The sequence below is a fragment of the Cellulomonas sp. Root485 genome (assembly GCF_001426705.1).
Taxonomy (GTDB): domain Bacteria; phylum Actinomycetota; class Actinomycetes; order Actinomycetales; family Cellulomonadaceae; genus Cellulomonas.
Genome location: NZ_LMFC01000003.1, coordinates 26,857 through 45,565, shown reverse-complemented (window position 1 = coordinate 45,565; position 18,709 = coordinate 26,857). Strand labels below are relative to the sequence as shown.

Here is an 18,709-nt window from a genome sequence, read left to right as displayed (position 1 = left end):
GAAGAGAAAACTCTGCAAAGACAACTCTGCAAAGGTATCTCTGCGAATGAGCGAGAGCAACCCCCTGCCCTTCCGGGCCCGTGCCATCGGACCGGAGGAGCTCAAGGCGTTGGCGCACCCCCTGCGGATGGCGATGTACGACTACCTGTCCGAGCACGGGTCGGCCACCGCGAGCCAGCTCGGCCGGCACCTGGGCGAGAGCAGCGGGCAGACCAGCTACCACCTGCGCCAGCTGGAGAAGCACGGCTTCGTCGAGGACGACCCGGCCCACGAGCGCGGCCGGGACCGGTGGTGGCGCGCGGTCGGCTACAGCATCGACGGACGGGACATGCTGCGGGACCCCCGGACCGCCGACGCGGCCCAGGCGCTGCTCCAGGGCGTCATCGCCGACCGGGCGAAGGTGCTGCAGCGGTGGCTGTCCCTGGGGGACACCCCGGAGTGGGAGGACGCGTCCCTCAACGACTCGTCCACCAGCGACCTCACCCTCGAGGAGTTCCGGGAGGTCGTGCTCGCGGTCCAGGGGATCATCGACGGCGCCGTGAAGCACGCCAAGGGCCGCAAGGCGGCCGGCGACACCGAGGGGCGTCGCCGGGTACGCATCTACTTCGACGCGCTCCCGCTGCCCCTCGACGATGACGCCTGAGTTGTGCAGATCGAAAGAATCGCGGATGTTTCACGAGTGAGGTGATGGAATCCGCGGGCCGAGAGGTCCACGGTGGAAGGACTGGTTCCTTTCCCGGAGGTTGTCATGACGCTCGTCGAGCACCACCCGCTCCTCACCGTCCCGGCTGCGCCCGGTGCGCACCGGCACCGTGCGCTGCACGCGTGGGTCGGCGCGGTCGCGGCGCTCACCGAGCCGGACGAGGTCGTCTGGGTCGACGGGTCCGCGGAGCAGGCATCGGCGCTGGTCGAGGGCATGGTCGACGCGGGCACCCTCATCCGGCTCAACGAGGAGCTGCGGCCGAACAGCTTCCTCGCGCGCTCCGACCCCTCCGACGTCGCCCGCGTCGAGGACCGCACGTTCATCTGCTCGGTCGACCCCGACGACGCCGGGCCCACCAACCACTGGCGCGAGCCGCACGTCATGCGCGCGGAGCTGGCGGGGGTGTTCTCCGGGTCGATGCGCGGCCGGACCATGTACGTCGTCCCGTTCTCGATGGGCCCGCTGGGCGGACCGATCTCGCAGCTGGGCGTGCAGGTCACCGACTCGCCGTACGTCGTCGTGAGCATGCGCGTCATGACCCGCGTGGGGACCCCGGTGCTGGACCTGCTCGGGTCCGACGGCGACTTCGTCCCCGCGGTGCACTCCGTCGGCGCACCGCTCGGTCCCGGGGACGACGACGTCCCGTGGCCGTGCAGCCCGACCAAGTACATCGTGCACTTCCCCGAGACGCGGGAGATCTGGTCGTTCGGCTCGGGCTACGGCGGCAACGCGCTGCTGGGCAAGAAGTGCTTCGCGCTGCGGATCGCGTCCGTCATGGCGCGCGACGAGGGCTGGCTCGCCGAGCACATGCTGGTGCTGCGCGTGACCTCGCCGGAGGGGACGGTGTCGCACGTCGCGGCTGCGTTCCCGTCCGCGTGCGGGAAGACCAACCTCGCGATGCTCCGGCCGACCATCCCGGGCTGGAAGGTCGAGACGATCGGCGACGACATCGCGTGGCTGCGTCCCGGCGGCCCGGGCACCGACGGGCGGCTGCGGGCGATCAACCCCGAGGCCGGCTTCTTCGGCGTCGCCCCCGGCACCGGCGAGGCCACCAACCCGGCCGCGATCGCGACCCTGGCGCACGACGTCATCTTCACCAACGTCGCCCTCACCGACGAGGGCGACGTGTGGTGGGAGGGGCTGACCGACACGCCGCCGGACCACCTGACGGACTGGCGGGGCGACGACTGGACACCCGCGTCCGAGACGCCGGCCGCCCACCCGAACAGCCGGTTCACGGTCTCCGCCGCGCAGTGCCCGACCATCGCCGACTCCTGGGACTCGCCCGAGGGCGTGCCCGTCGACGCCATCTGGTTCGGCGGTCGGCGGGCCACCAACGTGCCGCTGGTCGCGCAGGCGCGCAGCTGGTCGCACGGGGTGTTCCTGGGCGCGACCATCGCGTCCGAGCAGACCGCCGCCGCCGAGGGGCCCGTCGGGACGCTGCGTCGCGACCCCTTCGCGATGCTCCCGTTCTGCGGCTACAACATGGCCGACCACTGGGGCCACTGGCTGCGGCTCGGCGCGCAGCTGTCGGCCCGGGGCATCCCGCTGCCCGCGATCTTCGGCGTCAACTGGTTCCGCAAGGGTGCCGACGGGTCGTACCTGTGGCCCGGGTTCGGGGAGAACGCCCGGGTGCTCGCCTGGGCGCTGCAGCGGCTCGACGGGTCGGTGGAGGGGACCGACTCACCGATCGGGGTGCTGCCGGCGCCGGGCGAGCTGGACCTGGACGGGCTGGACCTGCCGGCGGACGCGCTCGAGCAGCTGCTCGCGGTCGACCGTGAGGCCTGGCTCGCCGAGTGCGACCTGACCGAGGAGTTCTTCGTGCAGTTCGGCGACCGGCTCCCGCTGGCGATGGTCGACGAGCTGGACGGCCTGCGCGCACGGCTCCGCGCGGCCGGCTGAGCCCGCACCGGTCGCCGGGCGCGCCGTCGAGGTGCGGCCGGTAGGCTCCCGGCCCGTGAAGATCCTCGTCGTCGGCACCGGTGCCCGTGAGCACGCGCTGGTGCGCGCGCTGTCCCTCGACCCGGCGGTCACCGCGTTGCACGCCGCTCCGGGCAACCCCGGCATCGGGGCCCTCGCCACGCTGCACGCCGTCGACCAGCTCGACGGGTCCGCCGTCGCAGCGCTCGCCACCTCGCTGGCGGCGGACCTCGTCGTCGTCGGACCGGAGGCGCCCCTGGTCGCCGGTGTCGCCGACGCGGTCCGGGCCGTCGGGATCCCGGTCTTCGGCCCGTCCGCCGCGGGTGCCCGGCTGGAGGGCTCCAAGGCCTTCGCCAAGGAGGTCATGGCCGCCGCGGGCGTGCCCACGGCCGAGCCGCGGGTGGCGACGACGATCGAGGAGGCCGCCGCCGGTCTCGACGCGTTCGGCGCCCCGTACGTGGTCAAGGACGACGGGCTCGCCGCCGGCAAGGGAGTCGTCGTCACCCACGACCGCGCCGAGGCGCTGGCTCACGCGCAGGCGTGCCTGGCCAAGCCCGACGGCCGCATCGTCATCGAGGACTACCTCGACGGTCCCGAGATCTCGCTGTTCGTCCTGTCCGACGGCATCGACGTGGTGCCGCTGGTCCCCGCGCAGGACTTCAAGCGCGCGCACGACGGCGACGAGGGGCCGAACACCGGTGGCATGGGGGCGTACTCGCCCCTCCCGTGGGCGCCCGCGGACCTGGTCGACGAGGTGGTCGAGCGCGTCGCGCGCCCGACGATCGCCGAGATGGCTCGCCGCGGCACCCCCTTCTCCGGCGTCCTCTACGTCGGGCTCGCCCTCACGTCGTCCGGCCTGAAGGTCGTCGAGTTCAACGCCCGCTTCGGGGACCCGGAGACACAGGTCGTGCTGGCCCGGCTGGAGACGCCTCTGGCCGCGGTGCTGCTCGCGTCGGCGACGGGGACGCTCGGCACCCTGCCCCCGCTGCTGTGGCGCGACGACGCGGCGGTCACCGTCGTCATCGCCTCGGGCGGGTACCCCGGAGCCGTCCGGTCCGGCGACCCGATCACCGGGACCGAGGACGCCGAGGCGCTCCCCGGCGTGCACGTCCTGCACGCGGGGACGGCCCTGCAGCTCAACGCGGCCGGCGACGACGACGACGCGATCGACGGCGCCCATCTCGTCTCCGCCGGCGGTCGCGTCCTGTCCGTCGTCGGGGTCGGTCCCGACCTGCACGCCGCCCGCGCGGCCGCCTACGCGGGCGTCGACCAGATCGACCTGCCGTTCTCGCACCACCGCTCGGACATCGCCGCGGCGGTCGCGGACGTCCCGCTCGTCTGACAGGTCGTACGGCATCATCGCGGGATGGCTACCACCACGTTCGTGTACGGCGACGGCGCCTGGGGCGGGGACGCGGCTGCGACCCCGAGCCTGAGCATCGAGGTGCAGGACGGCGACATCGCGACCCTTGACTACCGCCCGGCGCCGGACGGGCTCGGCCGGTTCTACCTGGGCTTCCAGCCGCGGGACTACTTCGACGATCCCGCGGAGAGCGACCCGGTCGACCTGGACGCCGAGGCGGAGGCCTTCGCGGAGTGGGCGCTGCTGGTCGGCGCGGTGGACGTCGAGGCCAAGCACGTGCGGCGCCTGCTGGCCGAGGCGCACGTGGACGAGCCCGAGGACACGTTCGTCGAGGAGACCGTGGAGCGGCTGGTCCGGCTGGTGGGACTGCCCATCCCCGAGGGCCTGGAGGGCGGGGACGACCTCGTCTGATCCGGCACACTGGCTCCCGTGACTGCGCAGATCCCCGGCTGGACCCACACCTACTCCGGCAAGGTCCGTGACCTGTACGTGCCGACCGACGCGTCGCAGGGGGACGTCGTCCTCGTCGTCGCCAGCGACCGGGTCTCCGCGTTCGACCACGTGCTCGCCCCGGGCATCCCCGGCAAGGGCGTCGTCCTGACGCAGCTGAGCCTGTGGTGGTTCGAGCAGCTGGCGGACCTGGTGCCCAACCACGTGGTGTCGACGGACGTCCCGGCGGAGGTCGCCGGCCGCGCGATGGTCTGCCGTCGCCTCGACATGTTCCCCGTCGAGTGCGTCGCGCGGGGCTACCTCACCGGGTCGGGGCTCGCGGAGTACCGGGTGTCCGGCTCCGTGACCGGTATCGCGCTGCCCGCCGGCCTGGTGGACGGCTCGCGGCTGCCGGAGCCGATCTTCACGCCGGCCACCAAGGCCGAGCTGGGGGAGCACGACGAGAACGTGCCGTTCGAGACCGTCGTCGGGACGGTCGGCGCCGAGACGGCGGCGTCGCTGCGGGACCTGACCCTGGCGGTGTACGCCCGGGCCGAGGCCATCGCGCGCGAGCGGGGCGTGATCCTGGCCGACACCAAGCTCGAGTTCGGCACCGACCCGACGACCGGGGCGATCACCCTCGGCGACGAGGTGCTGACCCCCGACTCCTCGCGGTTCTGGCCGGCGGACCTGTGGCAGCCCGGTCGTGCGCAGGCCAGCTTCGACAAGCAGTTCGTCCGGGACTGGCTCACGTCGCCGGCGTCCGGGTGGGACCGTGCCTCCGACTCCCCGCCGCCGCGCGTCCCCGCCGACGTGGTCGAGCGCACCCGGGACCGGTACCTCGAGGCGTACGAGCGGCTGACGGGGACGTCGCTGTCGGTGTGATGTTTCGCTCACCCCGGAGCCCGGGGACGGCGCGCAACAGAGGTTAGGCTTGCCTCATTCGACGTCGCCCGCCGAGGTGGCCGTCCCCAACGAATGGGAGCACCCCGTGCGCATCGCTCGTCGCGCGGCAGCAGTGGCCGCCGCCGCCGCCGTCGCCCTCACCCTCGCTGCCTGCGCCGGTACGGCCGACGAGCCCACGGCGAGCTCGTCGCCGACCTCCGACGGCATCTTCCCCGTGTCGATCGACTCGACCCTCGGCACGGCGGAGATCGAGGAGAAGCCCGAGCGCGTCGTGACCCTCGGCTGGGGCGCCGCGGACATCGCCTTCTCGCTGGGCACCGTCCCGGTCGGGATCGAGGAGGACACCTGGGGCGGCGACGCCGACGGGTACCAGCCGTGGTTCCGCGACGCGGTCGAGGACGAGGGCGCCGAGCTGCCCGAGACCATCGCGATGTACCCCGAGCTGGACGTCGACGCGATCATCGCGCTGGAGCCCGACCTCGTGCTCGCGCCGCAGTCGGGGCTCGAGCAGGACGTGTTCGACCAGCTCTCCGCGTTCGTCCCGGTGGTCGCCTACCCGGGGGAGCCGTGGCAGACCTCGCTCGAGGACCAGGTGACCATCGCCGCCGAGGCGCTGGGTGTCCCGGAGAAGGCGGAGCCGCTGCTCGTGGAGCGTCAGGCCGCCATCGACACCGCCGCCGAGGAGAACCCCGACCTGTCCGGCGTGACGTTCGCGTACGTCTACGGCGGAGACCAGCCGGGTGCCCTGTCGGTCTACCTTCCCGGTGACCCGCGCGTCGAGCTGCTGACCGGTCTCGGCCTCGAGCTCGCCCCCTCCGTCTCGACGCTGTCGGCCTCGCCCGGGACGTTCGTCAGCACCCTCGGCCTCGAGAACGCCGACCAGCTCAACGACGCCGACCTCCTCTTCACCTGGTTCAACAGCGCCGACGAGCAGGCCGCGACCGAGGCCCAGCCGCTCTGGGCGCAGATCCCCGCCTTCGCGGCCGGCGCCTACGTCCCGATGCTCGACCCGCAGCTCGGCATGGCCGTCTCGGTGGCCACTCCCCTGAGCGTGCCGTGGGCGATCGACGAGTACGTCCCGCTCATCACCGCCGGCGCGGAGCAGGTCCAGGGCTGACCGTCCTCCTCCCGGCGCCATGAGCACCGCCGTCGCACGAGCCCCGCACGCCCCCCGCGTGCGGGGCTCTCGCGCGCTCGTGCTCGGGCTCGGGCTGGTCGCCGCGCTCCTGCTGCTCGTGCTCGTCGTGGGACTGAGCATCGCCGTCGGCGCCAAGCCGCTGCCGCTGGGCGACGTGTGGTCGGCGTGGCGGAACCCGGACGGCTCGTACGCGTCCACCGTGGTCGCGTCCCGGGTGCCCCGCACGCAGCTCGGCCTGCTCGTCGGTGCCGCGCTCGCCGTGGCGGGCGTCGTGATCCAGGGCCTCACCCGCAACCCGCTGGGCGACCCGGGGCTGCTCGGCGTGAACGCCGGGGCGTCGGCGTCGCTCGTGGTCACCGCCGCGGTGCTCGGCGGGGTCGCCGGCCGGACCGTCTGGGCCGCCGTGCCCGGTGCGCTGTTCGCCGCTGCCGCGGTGTACCTGATCGGGTCGGGAGGCCGCCGGGCGACTCCCGTGCGGCTCGTCCTGGCCGGCGCGGCCGTCTCCGCGGTGCTGATCGCGCTCGTCGAGGCCATCACCCTGGCCAACCCGACCGTGTTCGACACCTACCGCTCCTGGGTGGTCGGGTCCCTGGCCGGACGGCCGCCGTCCACGGTCGGTGCCGTCCTGCCGTTCGTCGTCGTGGGGCTGGTCCTGTGCCTGCTGCTCGCCCGGCCGCTCAACGCGCTGGCGCTCGGCGACGAGGCCGCGACCTCGCTCGGCCTGCGGGCCGGTCGGACCCGGCTGCTCGGCGCCGCCGGCGCGACCCTCCTGTGCGCCGCGGCGGTCGCCGCCGTCGGCCCCATCGCGTTCGTCGGGCTGGCCGTGCCGCACGTCGTGCGCTCGTTCACCGGTTCCGACCACCGCTGGCTGCTGCCGTACTGCCTCGTGCTCGGCCCGGCCCTCCTGCTCGCCGCCGACGTCGTCGGTCGGGTCGTCGCACGCCCCGGCGAGCTGCCGGTGGGCGCCGTGACGGCGTTCGTCGGGGCGCCGTTCCTGATCATGGCGGTCCGTCGTGGGCGGGTGGGGCTGTGACTGCCGTCCTGACCCTCGGGCCCGCGGTCGCCGTGCGCTGGCGGCGCCGACCGGTCGTGGTCTGCGTCGTCGCGCTGGCGATCATGCTGGTCACGATGCTCGTCACGCTGGCCGCCGGACAGCTGGGCATCCCGCTGGCGGAGCTGCCCGGGGTCGTCGCCGGCACCGGGTCGCGTGCGCAGGAGTGGGTGCTGTGGACCAGCCGGCTGCCGCGGCTGCTCGTGGGTGCGGCGGCCGGAGCCGCGTTCGCGGTCTCTGGCGCAATGTTCCAGTCCGTCACCCGCAACCCGCTGGGCAGCCCCGACGTCATCGGCCTCGGCGCGGGCGCCGCCGCGGGAGCAGCGGCCGCCGGGCTCGTGTGGCCGGGCGTCGTACCGGTCCCCGTCGGCGCGCTGATCGGTGCCGGCATCGCGATCGGCGCGGTCTACCTCGGCTCGGGCGCCGGGTTCCGGGCGCCGCTGCGGATGGTCGTCGTCGGCATCGCCGTCGGTGCGATGGCGATGGCGTTCGTGCAGCTGGCCCTTGCGCGCGCCACCCGCCAGGACGCGCAGGTGGTCGCCGCGTACCTCAACGGCAGCCTCGCGGCGCGGGCCTGGTCGGACGTGGTGCTCATCGTGCTGACGCTCGTGGTGCTGCTGCCCGTCGCGCTCGCGCTGACCCGGCCGATGCAGCTGGTCGAGATGGGCGACGAGGTCGCCGTCTCGGTCGGCGTCCACGCGGACCGGGTGCGCACGTGGGCCGTGGTGGTCGGCGTGCTGCTCACCGCGGCCGCCGTCACCGTGAGCGGGCCCATCGCGTTCGTCGCGCTGACCGCCCCGCAGATCGCCCGCCGGCTCACCAGGTCGACCGGACCCGGTCTGGTCGCCGCCGCGTGCTGCGGAGCCGCGGTGCTCGTCGTCGCCGACCTGATCGCCCAGTACGCCGTGCCGGGTGTCGTCTACCCCGTGGGGGTGGTCACTGCCGCGCTCGGCGGCGTGTACCTCGCGTTCCTGCTGGTCCGCGAGTGGAGGAGGAGCCCCGCGTGAGCTCTCCCGTACAAGGTTCACCGCTGGAGGCCGAGGGCCTGACCCTCGCCTACGACCAGCTCGTCGTCGCCCAGGACCTGTCCGTGCAGATCCCGCGCGCGTCGTTCACCGTGATCATCGGCCCCAACGGCTGCGGCAAGTCGACGCTCCTGCGGGCGCTCGGTCGCACCATCACGCCGCGCGCAGGACGGGTGCTGCTCGAGGGCACGCCGATCTCGGCGATGAAGAGCAGGCAGGTGGCCCGACGGCTCGCGCTCCTGCCCCAGAGCCCGATCGCGCCCGAGTCCATCACGGTCGGGGACCTCGTCTCCCGCGGCCGGTACCCCCACCAGGGGCTCCTGCGGCAGTGGTCCGCCGCCGACGCGCGGGCCGTCGCGGACGCCCTGGACGCCACCGAGGTCGCCGACCTGCGCGAGCGCTACGTCGCCGAGCTGTCCGGCGGTCAGCGGCAGCGCGTGTGGCTCGCCATGGCGCTCGCCCAGCAGACCGACCTGCTGCTGCTCGACGAGCCGACGACGTTCCTCGACATCGCGCACCAGTTCGAGGTCATGGACCTGTGCGCCCGCCTGCACGAGGAGGGCCGCACGCTCGTCGCGGTCCTGCACGACCTGAACCAGGCCGCCCGGTACGCCACGCACCTCATCGCGATGAAGGCCGGGGCTGTCGTCGCCGAGGGGGCCCCCGCCGACGTCGTGACCGAGCCGCTCGTGCGGGAGGTGTTCGGGCTGGCGTGCCGGGTGGTGCCGGACCCGGAGACCGGGACGCCGATGGTCGTGCCGGCCCGCCGCGACGCGCACGTGCGGCACCCCCGCTAGAGCCGGACCTGCTCCACCGTGGTCAGCGGCACCCAGCGCTCGCGGTCCGCCAGTGCGCCGACGGGAGCGAGGACGTCGGCGTCGACCAGGGGGCCGAGGGCGATCCCGGTGAGCTCCTGGATGTCCACGACGGGCACCTGGAACGTCCGGAACGGCGCGAGGTCGGGCACCTCCACCTGCAGGGTCCGGACGAAGGGCGTCTGGTCCAGCACGAACGCCGTGGCACGCAGGTCGGCGCCCGACGCCCACGCGGCGACCTTCCAGAACCTCCGCGGGATCTGGATTCCGCGGTAGACCGGGTCGTCGTCGGCGAGGACCGGCCCGGTGAACACCGAGAGCCGGTGCCCGTACTCCCGGGCGTACTCGAGCACGTGGTCCTCCAGGCCGACCCAGAGCAGCTCGCCCTGGTTGAACGCCGAGGCCTGCGGGGCGGCGTTCGGGTACGCGAACGTGTCGAAGTTGGCCTTCCGGGCGACCACCAGGTCACCCCAGACCGGGTCGCGACGGCGCACGAGGTGCCCGCGGTCGAGGTCGTTGCGCGCGTACAGCTCCGGACCGGCCTGCTCGTCGGCGGGGACGCGTGGGTCGAGGTGCCAGTCGTCGCCCCGCTCCAGGTTGACCAGCTGCGCACCGTCGATGTTCACCGCGGTCGCCGCCGCCAGCCGCCGCACCGGGTCGAGCAGGACGGTGAAGTGCGTCGACGGCAGGTCGCGGACGGTCTGCGCCGGAACCGGGAGGGGCACCAGGGGGCCGAGGAACGTCGGGTCGTATCCCTCTACGGTGCTCACATGCGGACCGTACCGACCACCTCCGACCTCCTGCTGCGCGATGCTCGCCTGGTGGACGGTGACGGACCCGTCGACGTCCTGCTGCGCGACGGTCGGGTCGCCGCCGTCGGACCCGGGCTCGCCGCCGACGTCCCGCAGGCGTCGCTCGAGGGCCGGTGGCTCATGCCCGGCCTGTGGGACGCGCACGTGCACCTGACCCAGTGGGCGTTGGCCCGTCGCCGGCTCGACGTCTCCGGGGCCACCTCCGCCGCGCACGCCGTCACGCTCGTCACCGCCGCGCCCCCGCCCCCGCCGGGCACCGCGCTGGTCGGGTTCGGGTTCCGCGACGGGCTCTGGCCCGACGAGCCGACGGCTGCCCTGCTCGACGCCGCCGTCGGCGACCTGCCCGTCGTCCTGGTCTCCGGTGACCTGCACTGCGCGTGGGCATCGACGGCCGGGCTGCGGTTCCTCGGCGTCGGCGCGCACCCCACCGGCCTGCTCCGGGAGTCGGAGTGGCTCCCACGGCAGGGCGCCGTCGACCACGTGCCCGACGATGTCGCCGACGCCCTTGTCGACGACGCCACGGCCGCCGCCGCCGCACGCGGGGTCGTCGGCGTGGTCGACCTGGAGATCGCCGACAACGTGCACGTCTGGCGTCGTCGCGTCGCTACCCGGCCCGCCCGGCTGCGCGTGCGCGCGGGCGTGTGGGAGGAGTTCCTCGACCGTGTCGTCCGCGAGGACCTGCACACCGGCGACACCATCGCCGGGCTCGTCACGCAGGGGCCGCTCAAGGTCATCACGGACGGCTCGCTGAACACCCGCACCGCCTACTGCCACGACCCGTACGCCGGGCTGACCGGCCCGAACGCCCGCGGCATCCTCGCGGTGCCGCCGTCGAGGCTCGCGCCGCTGATGGCCCACGCCACGCGCCACGGCCTGCGCTGCGCGATCCACGCGATCGGCGACGCCGCGAACGCCCTGGCCCTCGACGCCTTCGCCGCGTCCGGTGCGGCCGGGTCGATCGAGCACGCCCAGCTGGTGTCCTGGGACGACGTCGAGCGGTTCGCGGCGCTCGGGGTGGTCGCCAGCGTGCAGCCCGAGCACGCCATGGACGACCGGGACGTCGCCGACCGGTACTGGTCCGGCCGCACCGACCGCGCCTTCGCCTTCGGCTCGCTCCACCGCGCGGGTGTCCGGCTGGCGCTCGGGTCCGACGCACCCGTCGCGCCCCTCGACCCGTGGGTCGCCGTCGACGCCGCGGTCCGCCGGTCCCGCGACGGACGCGCCGCCTGGCACCCCGAGCAGGCGATCGACCGCAGGGTCGCGCTGGAGTCCTCCGTCGACGGCCACGGGCTGACCGTCGCGGTCGGGGCGCCCGCCGACCTCGTCGTGCTCGACGCCGACCCGCTGACCGCACCGCTGCGGGGGATGCCGGTGGCGGGCACCCTCGTCGCGGGGGAGTGGACGCACCGCGCGTTCTGACGTCGGCCCCACGTCGGCGAGGATGGGCGGCATGCGTGCCGTGGTGATCTCGGAGTTCGGCGTCCTCCCGACCGTGCGTGAGGTCCCGGCGCCGACCTGCCCCGCCGACGGCGTCGTCCTGCGGGTCACCGCCACCGGCGTGTGCCGGTCCGACTGGCACGGCTGGCAGGGTCACGACGACGACATCACGCTCCCGCACGTGCCCGGCCACGAGCTGGCGGGGGTCGTCGTCGAGGTCGGTCCGCTGGTCCGTGCGTGGGCGCCCGGCGACGAGGTCACCGTGCCGTTCGTGTGCGCGTGCGGGTCCTGTGCCGCGTGCCTCGCGGGGGAGCAGCAGGTGTGCGAGCGGCAGCGCCAGCCGGGGTTCACCGACGACGGGTCGTTCGCCGAGCTCGTCGCGATCCATCACGCCGACGTCAACCTGGTCCGGCTCCCGGACGGCATGTCCCCGGTCACCGCCGCCGGCCTGGGGTGCCGGTTCGCGACCGCCTACCGAGCAGTCACCGTCCACGGCCGGGTCCGGGCGGGGGACTGGGTCGCGGTGCACGGCTGCGGCGGCGTCGGGCTGTCGGCTGTCATGGTCGCCGTCGCCGCCGGTGCCCAGGTCGTCGCGGTCGACGTCTCACCCGTCGCCCGCGACGCAGCCCTGGCGATGGGTGCCGCCATCGTCCTGGACGGCACGGGCGACGTCGCCCAGCAGGTCCACCAGGTGACCTCCGGAGGTGCCGCCGTCTCCTTGGACGCCCTCGGCAGCCGCGCCACGGCGACCGCGTCGGTCCTGTCGCTGCGCCGCCGCGGCCGGCACGTCCAGGTCGGTCTCCTGCTCGGCACCGACGCCGCCCCTCCGCTGCCCATGGGCCGCGTGATCGGGTGGGAGCTCGAGGTCTACGGCAGCCACGGCATGGCGGCCCACGAGTACCCCGCGATGCTCGCGCGGATCGCTTCCGGCGAGCTCGACCCGTCGCGGCTGGTCGGACGCACGATCGGGATCGACGAGGCACCGACCGCGCTCGCCGCCCTCGGCGACGGGACGGGCGGCCCGGGGATGACGGTCGTCGTCCCCTGACTCAGGAGATCTCGGCCTCGGCGCGCTCCGTCTCGGGCTGGTCCGCAGCCCGCGCGGCGTCGGCCGACCGGCGTCGCGCCGCACCCCACTGCGTCAGACCGACACCCGCGAGCACGATCGCGCCGCCCACCGGCTCGTACCAGTGCAGCCCCTCGTGCAGCACGAGGACGCCGAGGGTCGTCGACACCAGCGGGATCACGTAGGTGACGCTCGCCGTGACGGTGGCTCCGGCGACCGCGAGGACGCGCCAGAACAGCACGTAGGCCAGCCCGGTACCGCCGAGGCCCAGCGCGAGCAGGGCAAGCGCGGGCGCCGGCGCGACCGGCCCCACGAGCGGGGTGGACACGGCGAACGGCAGGATCACCAGGGCGCCGACGGCGAGCTGGATGGCGGGCAGGGCCACGTTCGACAGCCCGGTGCTGGTCAGCCGACGACGGCTCCACGCGTTCCCGAGGCCGTAGCAGAACGTGGCCCCCAGCAGCATCAGACCGCCGACGAGGTCGATCGCGCCGGAGTTCCAGACACCCAGCAGCACCGCGATGCCCCCGAAGCCCAGCAGCAGCCCGCCGACCTGCACCCGGTCCGGCCGCTCGCGGGGCAGCAGGAGCGCGACGAACACGGCGGTGAACAGGGGAGTCGTCGCGTTCACCAGACCGGCGAGCACGGAGGTGACCCGCTGCTCGGCGAGCGCGAAGAGCACGAACGGGATCGCCGTCATGACCGCGCCGACGATCACGAAGTCGCCGATCCGCCGCCGCTCGACCCGCACGCGCTCACGCCGGATCAGCAGGATCCCGGCGAGCAGCGCGAACCCGATGACGATCCGGCCGAACGCCACCTGCGTCGGCGCGAATGTCTGCAGCGCCGTGGCGATGAACAGGAAGCTGCATCCCCACAGCACGGCGAGCAGCAGGTACGGCCCGATCCAGCCGCGGGTCGAGGGGGCGAGGGAAGTCACCCACGCATCATGCCCCCGACCACCGACACTCCGCGCACGCCGTCGACCGAGGCGCTGACCAGCACAAACATGCCGAACCCACCCCGAATCGCCGCGCAGTCCGGTCAGCACCGACGTCCACGTCCTCGGCGCACCGCAGGAGCTGGTCCGGCTGCGCGAGGTGGACGAGCCCTTGTCCTCATAGGTCGTCACACGATATATATCGCCCATGGCATTCCGGATGAGCGAGCAGGCGTACTACGTCCTGCTCTCGCTGGCCGAGGAGCCCCGCCACGGCTACGGCATCGTGCAGGCGGTCAAGGCGATGTCGGACGGCCGCGTCCGGCTCGGCGCGGGCACGCTCTACGGCATCCTCGACCGCCTGGTCGAGGCGGGGTACACGGAGGCGTCGGGCGAGATCGTCGTCGACGGCCGCCTCCGCCGCTACTACCGGCTCACCCCCGACGGCATGGCGGCCCTCGCCGCCGAGACCGCCCGCCTGACCGACCTCGCCTCGCTCGCGCGCCGCGTGATCGCCGCCCGCGCGACGTCCCGCCCCGCCCTCGGACCGGCCTGATGAGTGGCCTGGAGCGGTCCGCCGCCTTCTGGCTGCGCGCCTACCCGCCGGCCTGGCGGGCGCAGCGTGCCGACGAGGTCACCGCTGTCCTTGTCGACCTCGCTCCCGACGACGCGCGACGCCTGGACGCCCGCACAGCCCTCGGTCTGCTGCGCGGCGGGGTCGCGACGCGCTGGCACCGGACCCCACCCCTCCGCGTCTACCTGCAGTACCGGATGCTCGACGTCCGCGTCCCGGCGCAGTACCGGGAGTGGGTGCACCAGGACATCACGACACCGGGTGCCCTGCGTCGGAACCTGACGGGCCGACTCTGGGTGTTCCTCCTCCCGATCTACTCCACACTGACGACCGAGACCCGGGGCGAGTTCGTGCCCATGTGGTCGGTGCTGGGGATCGCGCTCCTGGCGACGCTGCTGTGCGTCCGCCCGGGCTCCGCGGTGCGGCGCAGGCTGCAGCACCACGCGAGCACGAGGCCGACCGAGCTCGGCCCGTCGGTGTGGGTGCGCACGTCGCGGGCGCGGGTCTCGGCCGAGCCGGCCGCACGGGTGCTGGTGCTCCTGCTCGCGGTCGGCGCGGTGGCATGGTCCGCCGCCGCGGTCCTCGCCCCGACCCGACTCGGTGCGGTCCCGTGCGACGCCGCCGGAGCGCTCTCGTGCTCCGAGTTCGTCGTCGTGGCGCGGGACTCCGCCGGTCTGATCACGGCCCCGATCGCTGCCGCAGCCCTCACCGGCATCGCGATCGCCGTCGCGGTCCACCGACGCCTGGGCCGCCACCTGGCCGACCGCCCGGAGCAGCCCGCGCGTCACCTCGTCGGTCCGGCCCCTCACGCCGGTATCGGGTTCGCCCTGTGGGCGGGGCTCGTCGTCGCGGAGGCGTCGGCGGAGGCGACCGGCACCTGGCTGCTCTCGTTGTCCGCTGTCGCTGCTCCCGCGTGCCTGCTGCTGCTCCCGGCGGCCGTCGTCGTCTGGCTCCGGTCCCGCACGGCACCGGACCTCGCACTCGTCGACCTGCGGCACGTCGCGTGGACCGGCCGCCCGGTGCCGGTGGACCGGTACGACACGGAGCTCGTCCCCGCCGTCGTCCGGGAGCGCCGATGACCATCGATCCCCGCTTCGAGCGCTCGGTCCGTCTCTGGCTGCGGGCCTACCCGCGTCGTTGGCGACTCCGGAGGGCCGACGAGATGGTCGCGCTGCTCGCGGACCTCGCGGCCCCGGGAGCGACGCGAGTCGACCTGCGGACGGCCGCGGGGCTGGTCCGCGCGGGGTGGGCGACGCGCGCGCGGACCCGGCCGCCGCTGCGGCACGTGCTGGCGTACCGGCTGGTCGACCGTCGCGTCCCTGCCCAGTACCGGGGGTGGGTCCGCGACGACCTCGAGGGGGCGTGCGCGCCGCTGCGGGTGCTGGTCAACGTGGCGGCGGTGGTCCTCGTCGTCTCGGTGCTCCTTCCGCTGGCGACCGGGGATCGACCGCACGCACCGTCGACCGGCGCGGTGGCGGTCATGCTGGGGATGTCCATCGGCCTGCTGTCGCGGGGTACCTGGCAGCTGCGCACGCAGGCGCGCAAGCACCTGGTCGCGGAGCCGGGCGAGGAGGTCACCGCCGACACCTTCCTGTTCGGGATGGTCATGCGCGACCGGCTGACGGCGCGCGGGACCGCAGGGATGCTGGCGGTCGCCGTCGGGGTCGTCGGGCTCGCGGCCCTCGTCTCGTGCCTCGTGGCTCCCACCCGGCTCGGCGTCGAAGGGTGCGGGTCAGGCTGCTTCGAGACGGTCACGGACCCGCGGGCCGGTGCGTCGCCCGAGCTCCTGACCGCGCTCGGCGTCGCGCTTCTGGCCGGTGTGCTCGGGTCGGTCCTCTCCGCGCGCCGCCTGCGCCGGCTCGTTCCCGCACGGCACCCGCAGCACGCCCGACGGCTGGTCCGTCCGACCGTGCGGCACGGCATGCTGATCGGCGCGATCAGCCTCATCGCGATCGGCATCGCCTGGATCGAGGGGACGGGGCGCGCGGACCTCTTCTTCTCCGTCGTGTCTGCGGTGGGCGCCCTGCTGACCCTGCCTGCGCTGCTCATGGTCTGGCGCGCCGCTCGGTCCGGCCCCGCCGATCTCGCGCTCGTCGACGTCCTCAGGATCGCCAGGGCGGGCACCGTCCCGTCCGTCGACACCTACCAGGAAGGCCTCGTGCCCGCCCTGGTCGCCACCGACTGAGCACCTGGACCGGGCCCCGGCGCGCACTGGCTAGAATCGCCGCGACCCCCCACCGCCGCGCGAACACCTGGAGCCCTTTCGTGGGACGAGTCGTCGTCGATGTCATGCCGAAGCCCGAGATCCTCGACCCGCAGGGCAAGGCCGTTGCCGGCGCCCTGCCGCGGCTCGGGTTCGGGCAGTTCGCGTCCGTCCGTCAGGGCAAGCGGTTCGAGCTCGAGGTCGACGGGCCGGTGACCGAGGAGATCCTCGCGGCGGCCCGTGAGGCCGGCGAGCACGTGCTGTCCAACCCGGTCATCGAGGACGTGGTCGCGGTCTACGAGGACACCGAGGCATGACCCGCATCGGCGTCGTCACCTTCCCCGGCACGCTCGACGACCGCGACGCCGCCCGTGCTGTCCGCCTCGCGGGCGCCGAGGCGGTCTCCCTCTGGCACGGCGACGCGGACCTGCACGGGGTGGACGCGGTGGTTCTGCCCGGCGGCTTCTCCTACGGCGACTACCTGCGTGCGGGTGCGATCAGCCGGTTCGCGCCGGTCATGGGCGAGATCGTCGACGCCGCGCACAAGGGTCTGCCGGTCCTCGGCATCTGCAACGGCTTCCAGGTCCTCACCGAGGCGCACCTGCTGCCCGGCTCGATGATCAAGAACGACCACCTGCACTTCGTGTGCCGCGAGCAGGTCCTCTCGGTCGACAACGTCGACACGGCCTGGACCCGCGACTACACGGCGGGCGAGCACATCACGATCCCGCTGAAGAACCAGGACGGGCAGTACGTCGCCGACGAGCACACGCTCGACGAGCTGGAGGGCGAGGGCCGCGTGGTCTTCCGCTACCAGGGCTGGAACCCGAACGGGTCGCGCCGCGGCATCGCCGGGATCTCCAACGCGGCGGGCAACGTCGTCGGCCTCATGCCGCACCCCGAGCACGCGGTCGAGTCCGGCTTCGGCCCGGACGGTGCCCAGGGCCCGCGCACCGGCACGGACGGGCTGCGCTTCTTCACGTCGGTCCTCAAGGCCCTCGTCGGCTGAGCGTTGACCACCAGCATCACGCTCGTCGACTGGGACGACCCCGACGCCCTCCGCCTGCGCACCGCGCAGCAGGCTGAGCTGCTCGCCCTGTACGGCGAGGAGGACATCGGCGCCGCGATGACCGGCGAGAGCATCGTCGCGATGCTCCTCGTGCGGGTCGACGGCCAGGCCGTGGCGTGCGGCGCCATCCGTGACGCGTCCGGCGAGCTCGGGGAGGGCGTCGGCGAGCTGAAGCGCATGTTCGTCGTCCCGGAGCACCGGGGTCGCGGGCACTCCCGTGCGGTCGTGCGTGAGCTCGAACGTGTCGCTGCGGAGAAGGGTTTCCGGCGACTCGTCCTCGAGACCGGTGTGCTCCAGGCGTCGGCGATCGGGCTGTACCTCAGCGAGGGCTACCGCTCGATCCCGAACTTCGGCGAGTACGCCACGGAGTCGGAGTCCCGATGCTTCGCCAAGGACCTCGGGCCGACGCCGCCGCGCGTTCCCCGCAGCGGTGAGCGCCCGACGGTGACCGTCACGCACACCGACTGGTCCGACCCCGTGGCAGAGGCCCTGCGCCTCGCGATGTGGCGCGACATCGAGGTGCGCTACCCGGAGGTCGTCGAGATGACCCCGGGCGGTTTCGCGGTCGACGACCCCCGGCAGGGCGTCGGCGCACTGGACACGGTCGTCGCCTGGATCGACGGCCGCCCGGTCGGCTGCGCGACCCTGCGCGCGGCGCGCGACGGCTATCCCGCCGGGTCGGCCGAGCTCAAGAAGGTCTGGGTCGACGAGTCCGCCCGCGGCTCCGGTGCGGCGCGCGCCCTGCTCACCGCGATCGAGGACGACGCCCGTGCGCGCGGCCTGACGAGCGTGGTCCTGCAGACGGGGATCCGGCAGCCCGAGGCGGTCACGCTCTACCTGTCGGCCGGCTACCGCCCCGTCGTGCCCTTCTTCGACTTCGCCGGCGACTTCTTGTCGCTCTGGATGGCCAAGGACGTCTGAGCGCTCACGCGCGCGATCTCGGCGAACCGCATCCACTCGTCCTCCACCGACGACGGCAGCGCGACCCAGTCGTGGAACAGCCGGCCGCTGTCGCCGGGTGACCACACCGCGGCCCCGGGAAGTGCGAGGGCGTCCGCGAACGCGGTGGTGTCCCGGCCGAGCTTCACGGCGAGCCGGTCCCCGCCGACGTGCGCGGCGAACATGGTCGACCCAGCCTTGAGGATCGGCCGCCCCATCATCTGCGCGCGTGTGGCGCCGCGGGCGACCAGGTCGTCGGCCATCGCCTCGTAGTCGCTCTCCTCGGTCATCCTCTGAGCATGCAGCATCCCTGCGACAT

At 73.9% G+C, this 18,709-nt stretch carries 20 protein-coding genes; 17 read left to right on the top strand and 3 right to left on the bottom strand.

Going from position 1 to position 18,709, the window contains the following annotated elements; genetic code table 11:
- The first annotated feature begins 46 nt into the window (after positions 1-46).
- The 9 genes from ASD16_RS13980 to ASD16_RS13940 all read left to right on the top strand — a co-directional run bounded on the left by ASD16_RS13980 (position 47) and on the right by ASD16_RS13940 (position 9,332).
- Entirely contained in the window at positions 47-643 is a 597-nt protein-coding gene (locus ASD16_RS13980; RefSeq protein WP_055918602.1) for a helix-turn-helix domain-containing protein, read from the top strand.
- A 105-nt stretch (positions 644-748) separates the two neighbouring features.
- On the top strand, positions 749-2,605 hold the full coding sequence (locus ASD16_RS13975; protein WP_055918599.1) for a phosphoenolpyruvate carboxykinase (GTP): 1,857 nt from the start codon (positions 749-751) through the stop codon (positions 2,603-2,605).
- Positions 2,606-2,660: 55 nt separating this feature from the next.
- Positions 2,661-3,965 carry a phosphoribosylamine--glycine ligase gene (gene purD / locus ASD16_RS13970; RefSeq protein ID WP_055918596.1) on the top strand — a complete coding sequence of 435 codons (1,305 nt, stop codon included), beginning with the start codon at positions 2,661-2,663 and terminating at the stop codon, positions 3,963-3,965.
- A 24-nt stretch (positions 3,966-3,989) separates the two neighbouring features.
- A complete protein-coding gene (locus tag ASD16_RS13965; RefSeq protein ID WP_055918592.1) occupies positions 3,990-4,397 on the top strand; it encodes a hypothetical protein in 408 nt (135 codons plus the stop codon).
- Positions 4,398-4,406: 9 nt separating this feature from the next.
- Positions 4,407-5,300, top strand: a complete 894-nt coding sequence (locus ASD16_RS13960) for a phosphoribosylaminoimidazolesuccinocarboxamide synthase (RefSeq protein WP_055918589.1) — start codon at positions 4,407-4,409, stop codon at positions 5,298-5,300.
- Between the two features lie 106 nt (positions 5,301-5,406).
- Positions 5,407-6,438 (top strand): ABC transporter substrate-binding protein, encoded by a 1,032-nt coding sequence (locus ASD16_RS13955; RefSeq protein ID WP_055920443.1) that lies wholly within the window; start codon positions 5,407-5,409, stop codon positions 6,436-6,438.
- Positions 6,439-6,457: 19 nt separating this feature from the next.
- The gene (locus tag ASD16_RS13950) at positions 6,458-7,492 is read left to right on the top strand and encodes an iron ABC transporter permease (protein ID WP_055918586.1); all 1,035 of its coding nucleotides are present in this window, start codon (positions 6,458-6,460) and stop codon (positions 7,490-7,492) included.
- On the top strand, positions 7,489-8,517 hold the full coding sequence (locus ASD16_RS13945; protein WP_055918583.1) for an iron chelate uptake ABC transporter family permease subunit: 1,029 nt from the start codon (positions 7,489-7,491) through the stop codon (positions 8,515-8,517). Before ASD16_RS13950 ends, ASD16_RS13945 begins: the two co-directional genes overlap by 4 nt.
- The gene (locus tag ASD16_RS13940) at positions 8,514-9,332 is read left to right on the top strand and encodes an ABC transporter ATP-binding protein (protein ID WP_055920440.1); all 819 of its coding nucleotides are present in this window, start codon (positions 8,514-8,516) and stop codon (positions 9,330-9,332) included. The genes ASD16_RS13945 and ASD16_RS13940 overlap by 4 nt, the downstream gene beginning before the upstream one ends.
- Here ASD16_RS13940 and ASD16_RS21780 read toward each other — a convergent pair.
- Positions 9,329-10,120, bottom strand: coding sequence for a DNA/RNA non-specific endonuclease (locus ASD16_RS21780; protein WP_055918580.1), 792 nt, complete (start codon positions 10,118-10,120; stop codon positions 9,329-9,331). The two genes, ASD16_RS13940 and ASD16_RS21780, sit on opposite strands and share 4 nt — an antisense overlap.
- On the opposite strand from ASD16_RS21780, the gene ASD16_RS21775 reads away from it, so the two are divergent.
- Together ASD16_RS21775 and ASD16_RS13925 are read left to right on the top strand one after the other, a co-directional pair.
- Positions 10,121-11,581 (top strand): amidohydrolase, encoded by a 1,461-nt coding sequence (locus ASD16_RS21775; RefSeq protein ID WP_055918578.1) that lies wholly within the window; start codon positions 10,121-10,123, stop codon positions 11,579-11,581.
- 31 nt (positions 11,582-11,612) lie between these two features.
- Positions 11,613-12,647, top strand: a complete 1,035-nt coding sequence (locus tag ASD16_RS13925) for a zinc-dependent alcohol dehydrogenase family protein (RefSeq protein ID WP_055920436.1) — start codon at positions 11,613-11,615, stop codon at positions 12,645-12,647.
- A gap of 1 nt (position 12,648) precedes the next feature.
- Here the strand turns inward: ASD16_RS13925 and ASD16_RS13920 are convergent, their stop codons facing one another.
- Positions 12,649-13,605, bottom strand: coding sequence for a DMT family transporter (locus tag ASD16_RS13920; protein WP_055918575.1), 957 nt, complete (start codon positions 13,603-13,605; stop codon positions 12,649-12,651).
- 208 nt (positions 13,606-13,813) lie between these two features.
- Between ASD16_RS13920 and ASD16_RS13915 the strand changes: the two genes are divergently transcribed.
- The 6 genes from ASD16_RS13915 (at position 13,814) to ASD16_RS13890 (ending at position 18,372) form a co-directional block, all read left to right on the top strand.
- Complete coding sequence (locus ASD16_RS13915; RefSeq protein WP_200942959.1) at positions 13,814-14,161, top strand: PadR family transcriptional regulator; 348 nt, start codon at positions 13,814-13,816, stop codon at positions 14,159-14,161.
- Positions 14,161-15,258 carry a hypothetical protein gene (locus tag ASD16_RS13910; RefSeq protein ID WP_055918568.1) on the top strand — a complete coding sequence of 366 codons (1,098 nt, stop codon included), beginning with the start codon at positions 14,161-14,163 and terminating at the stop codon, positions 15,256-15,258. Before ASD16_RS13915 ends, ASD16_RS13910 begins: the two co-directional genes overlap by 1 nt.
- Complete coding sequence (locus tag ASD16_RS13905; protein WP_055918565.1) at positions 15,255-16,364, top strand: hypothetical protein; 1,110 nt, start codon at positions 15,255-15,257, stop codon at positions 16,362-16,364. The genes ASD16_RS13910 and ASD16_RS13905 overlap by 4 nt, the downstream gene beginning before the upstream one ends.
- An 80-nt stretch (positions 16,365-16,444) precedes the next feature.
- Entirely contained in the window at positions 16,445-16,699 is a 255-nt protein-coding gene (gene purS, locus ASD16_RS13900; protein ID WP_055918563.1) for a phosphoribosylformylglycinamidine synthase subunit PurS, read from the top strand.
- A complete protein-coding gene (purQ, locus tag ASD16_RS13895; RefSeq protein ID WP_055918561.1) occupies positions 16,696-17,391 on the top strand; it encodes a phosphoribosylformylglycinamidine synthase subunit PurQ in 696 nt (231 codons plus the stop codon). Before purS ends, purQ begins: the two co-directional genes overlap by 4 nt.
- Before the next feature lie 3 nt (positions 17,392-17,394).
- On the top strand, positions 17,395-18,372 hold the full coding sequence (locus tag ASD16_RS13890; protein WP_055918558.1) for a GNAT family N-acetyltransferase: 978 nt from the start codon (positions 17,395-17,397) through the stop codon (positions 18,370-18,372).
- On the opposite strand, the gene ASD16_RS13885 is transcribed toward ASD16_RS13890, so the two are convergent.
- Positions 18,300-18,680: a hypothetical protein gene (locus ASD16_RS13885; protein WP_055918555.1), complete on the bottom strand. Its 381-nt coding sequence runs from the start codon at positions 18,678-18,680 to the stop codon at positions 18,300-18,302. The two genes, ASD16_RS13890 and ASD16_RS13885, sit on opposite strands and share 73 nt — an antisense overlap.
- Positions 18,681-18,709: the final 29 nt, after the last annotated feature.

Bases quoted from the DNA above. Each gene is read 5' to 3' on its own strand.
- ASD16_RS13980 (WP_055918602.1), top strand. From the start codon at position 47: ATGAGCGAGAGCAACCCCCTGCCCTTCCGGGCCCGTGCCATCGGACCG.
- ASD16_RS13975 (WP_055918599.1), top strand. From the start codon at position 749: ATGACGCTCGTCGAGCACCACCCGCTCCTCACCGTCCCGGCTGCGCCC.
- ASD16_RS13965 (WP_055918592.1), top strand. From the start codon at position 3,990: ATGGCTACCACCACGTTCGTGTACGGCGACGGCGCCTGGGGCGGGGAC.
- ASD16_RS13950 (WP_055918586.1), top strand. From the start codon at position 6,458: ATGAGCACCGCCGTCGCACGAGCCCCGCACGCCCCCCGCGTGCGGGGC.
- ASD16_RS21775 (WP_055918578.1), top strand. From the start codon at position 10,121: ATGCGGACCGTACCGACCACCTCCGACCTCCTGCTGCGCGATGCTCGC.
- ASD16_RS13925 (WP_055920436.1), top strand. From the start codon at position 11,613: ATGCGTGCCGTGGTGATCTCGGAGTTCGGCGTCCTCCCGACCGTGCGT.
- ASD16_RS13915 (WP_200942959.1), top strand. From the start codon at position 13,814: ATGGCATTCCGGATGAGCGAGCAGGCGTACTACGTCCTGCTCTCGCTG.
- ASD16_RS13910 (WP_055918568.1), top strand. From the start codon at position 14,161: ATGAGTGGCCTGGAGCGGTCCGCCGCCTTCTGGCTGCGCGCCTACCCG.
- ASD16_RS13905 (WP_055918565.1), top strand. From the start codon at position 15,255: ATGACCATCGATCCCCGCTTCGAGCGCTCGGTCCGTCTCTGGCTGCGG.
- purQ (WP_055918561.1), top strand. From the start codon at position 16,696: ATGACCCGCATCGGCGTCGTCACCTTCCCCGGCACGCTCGACGACCGC.
- ASD16_RS13885 (WP_055918555.1), bottom strand. From the start codon at position 18,680: ATGACCGAGGAGAGCGACTACGAGGCGATGGCCGACGACCTGGTCGCC.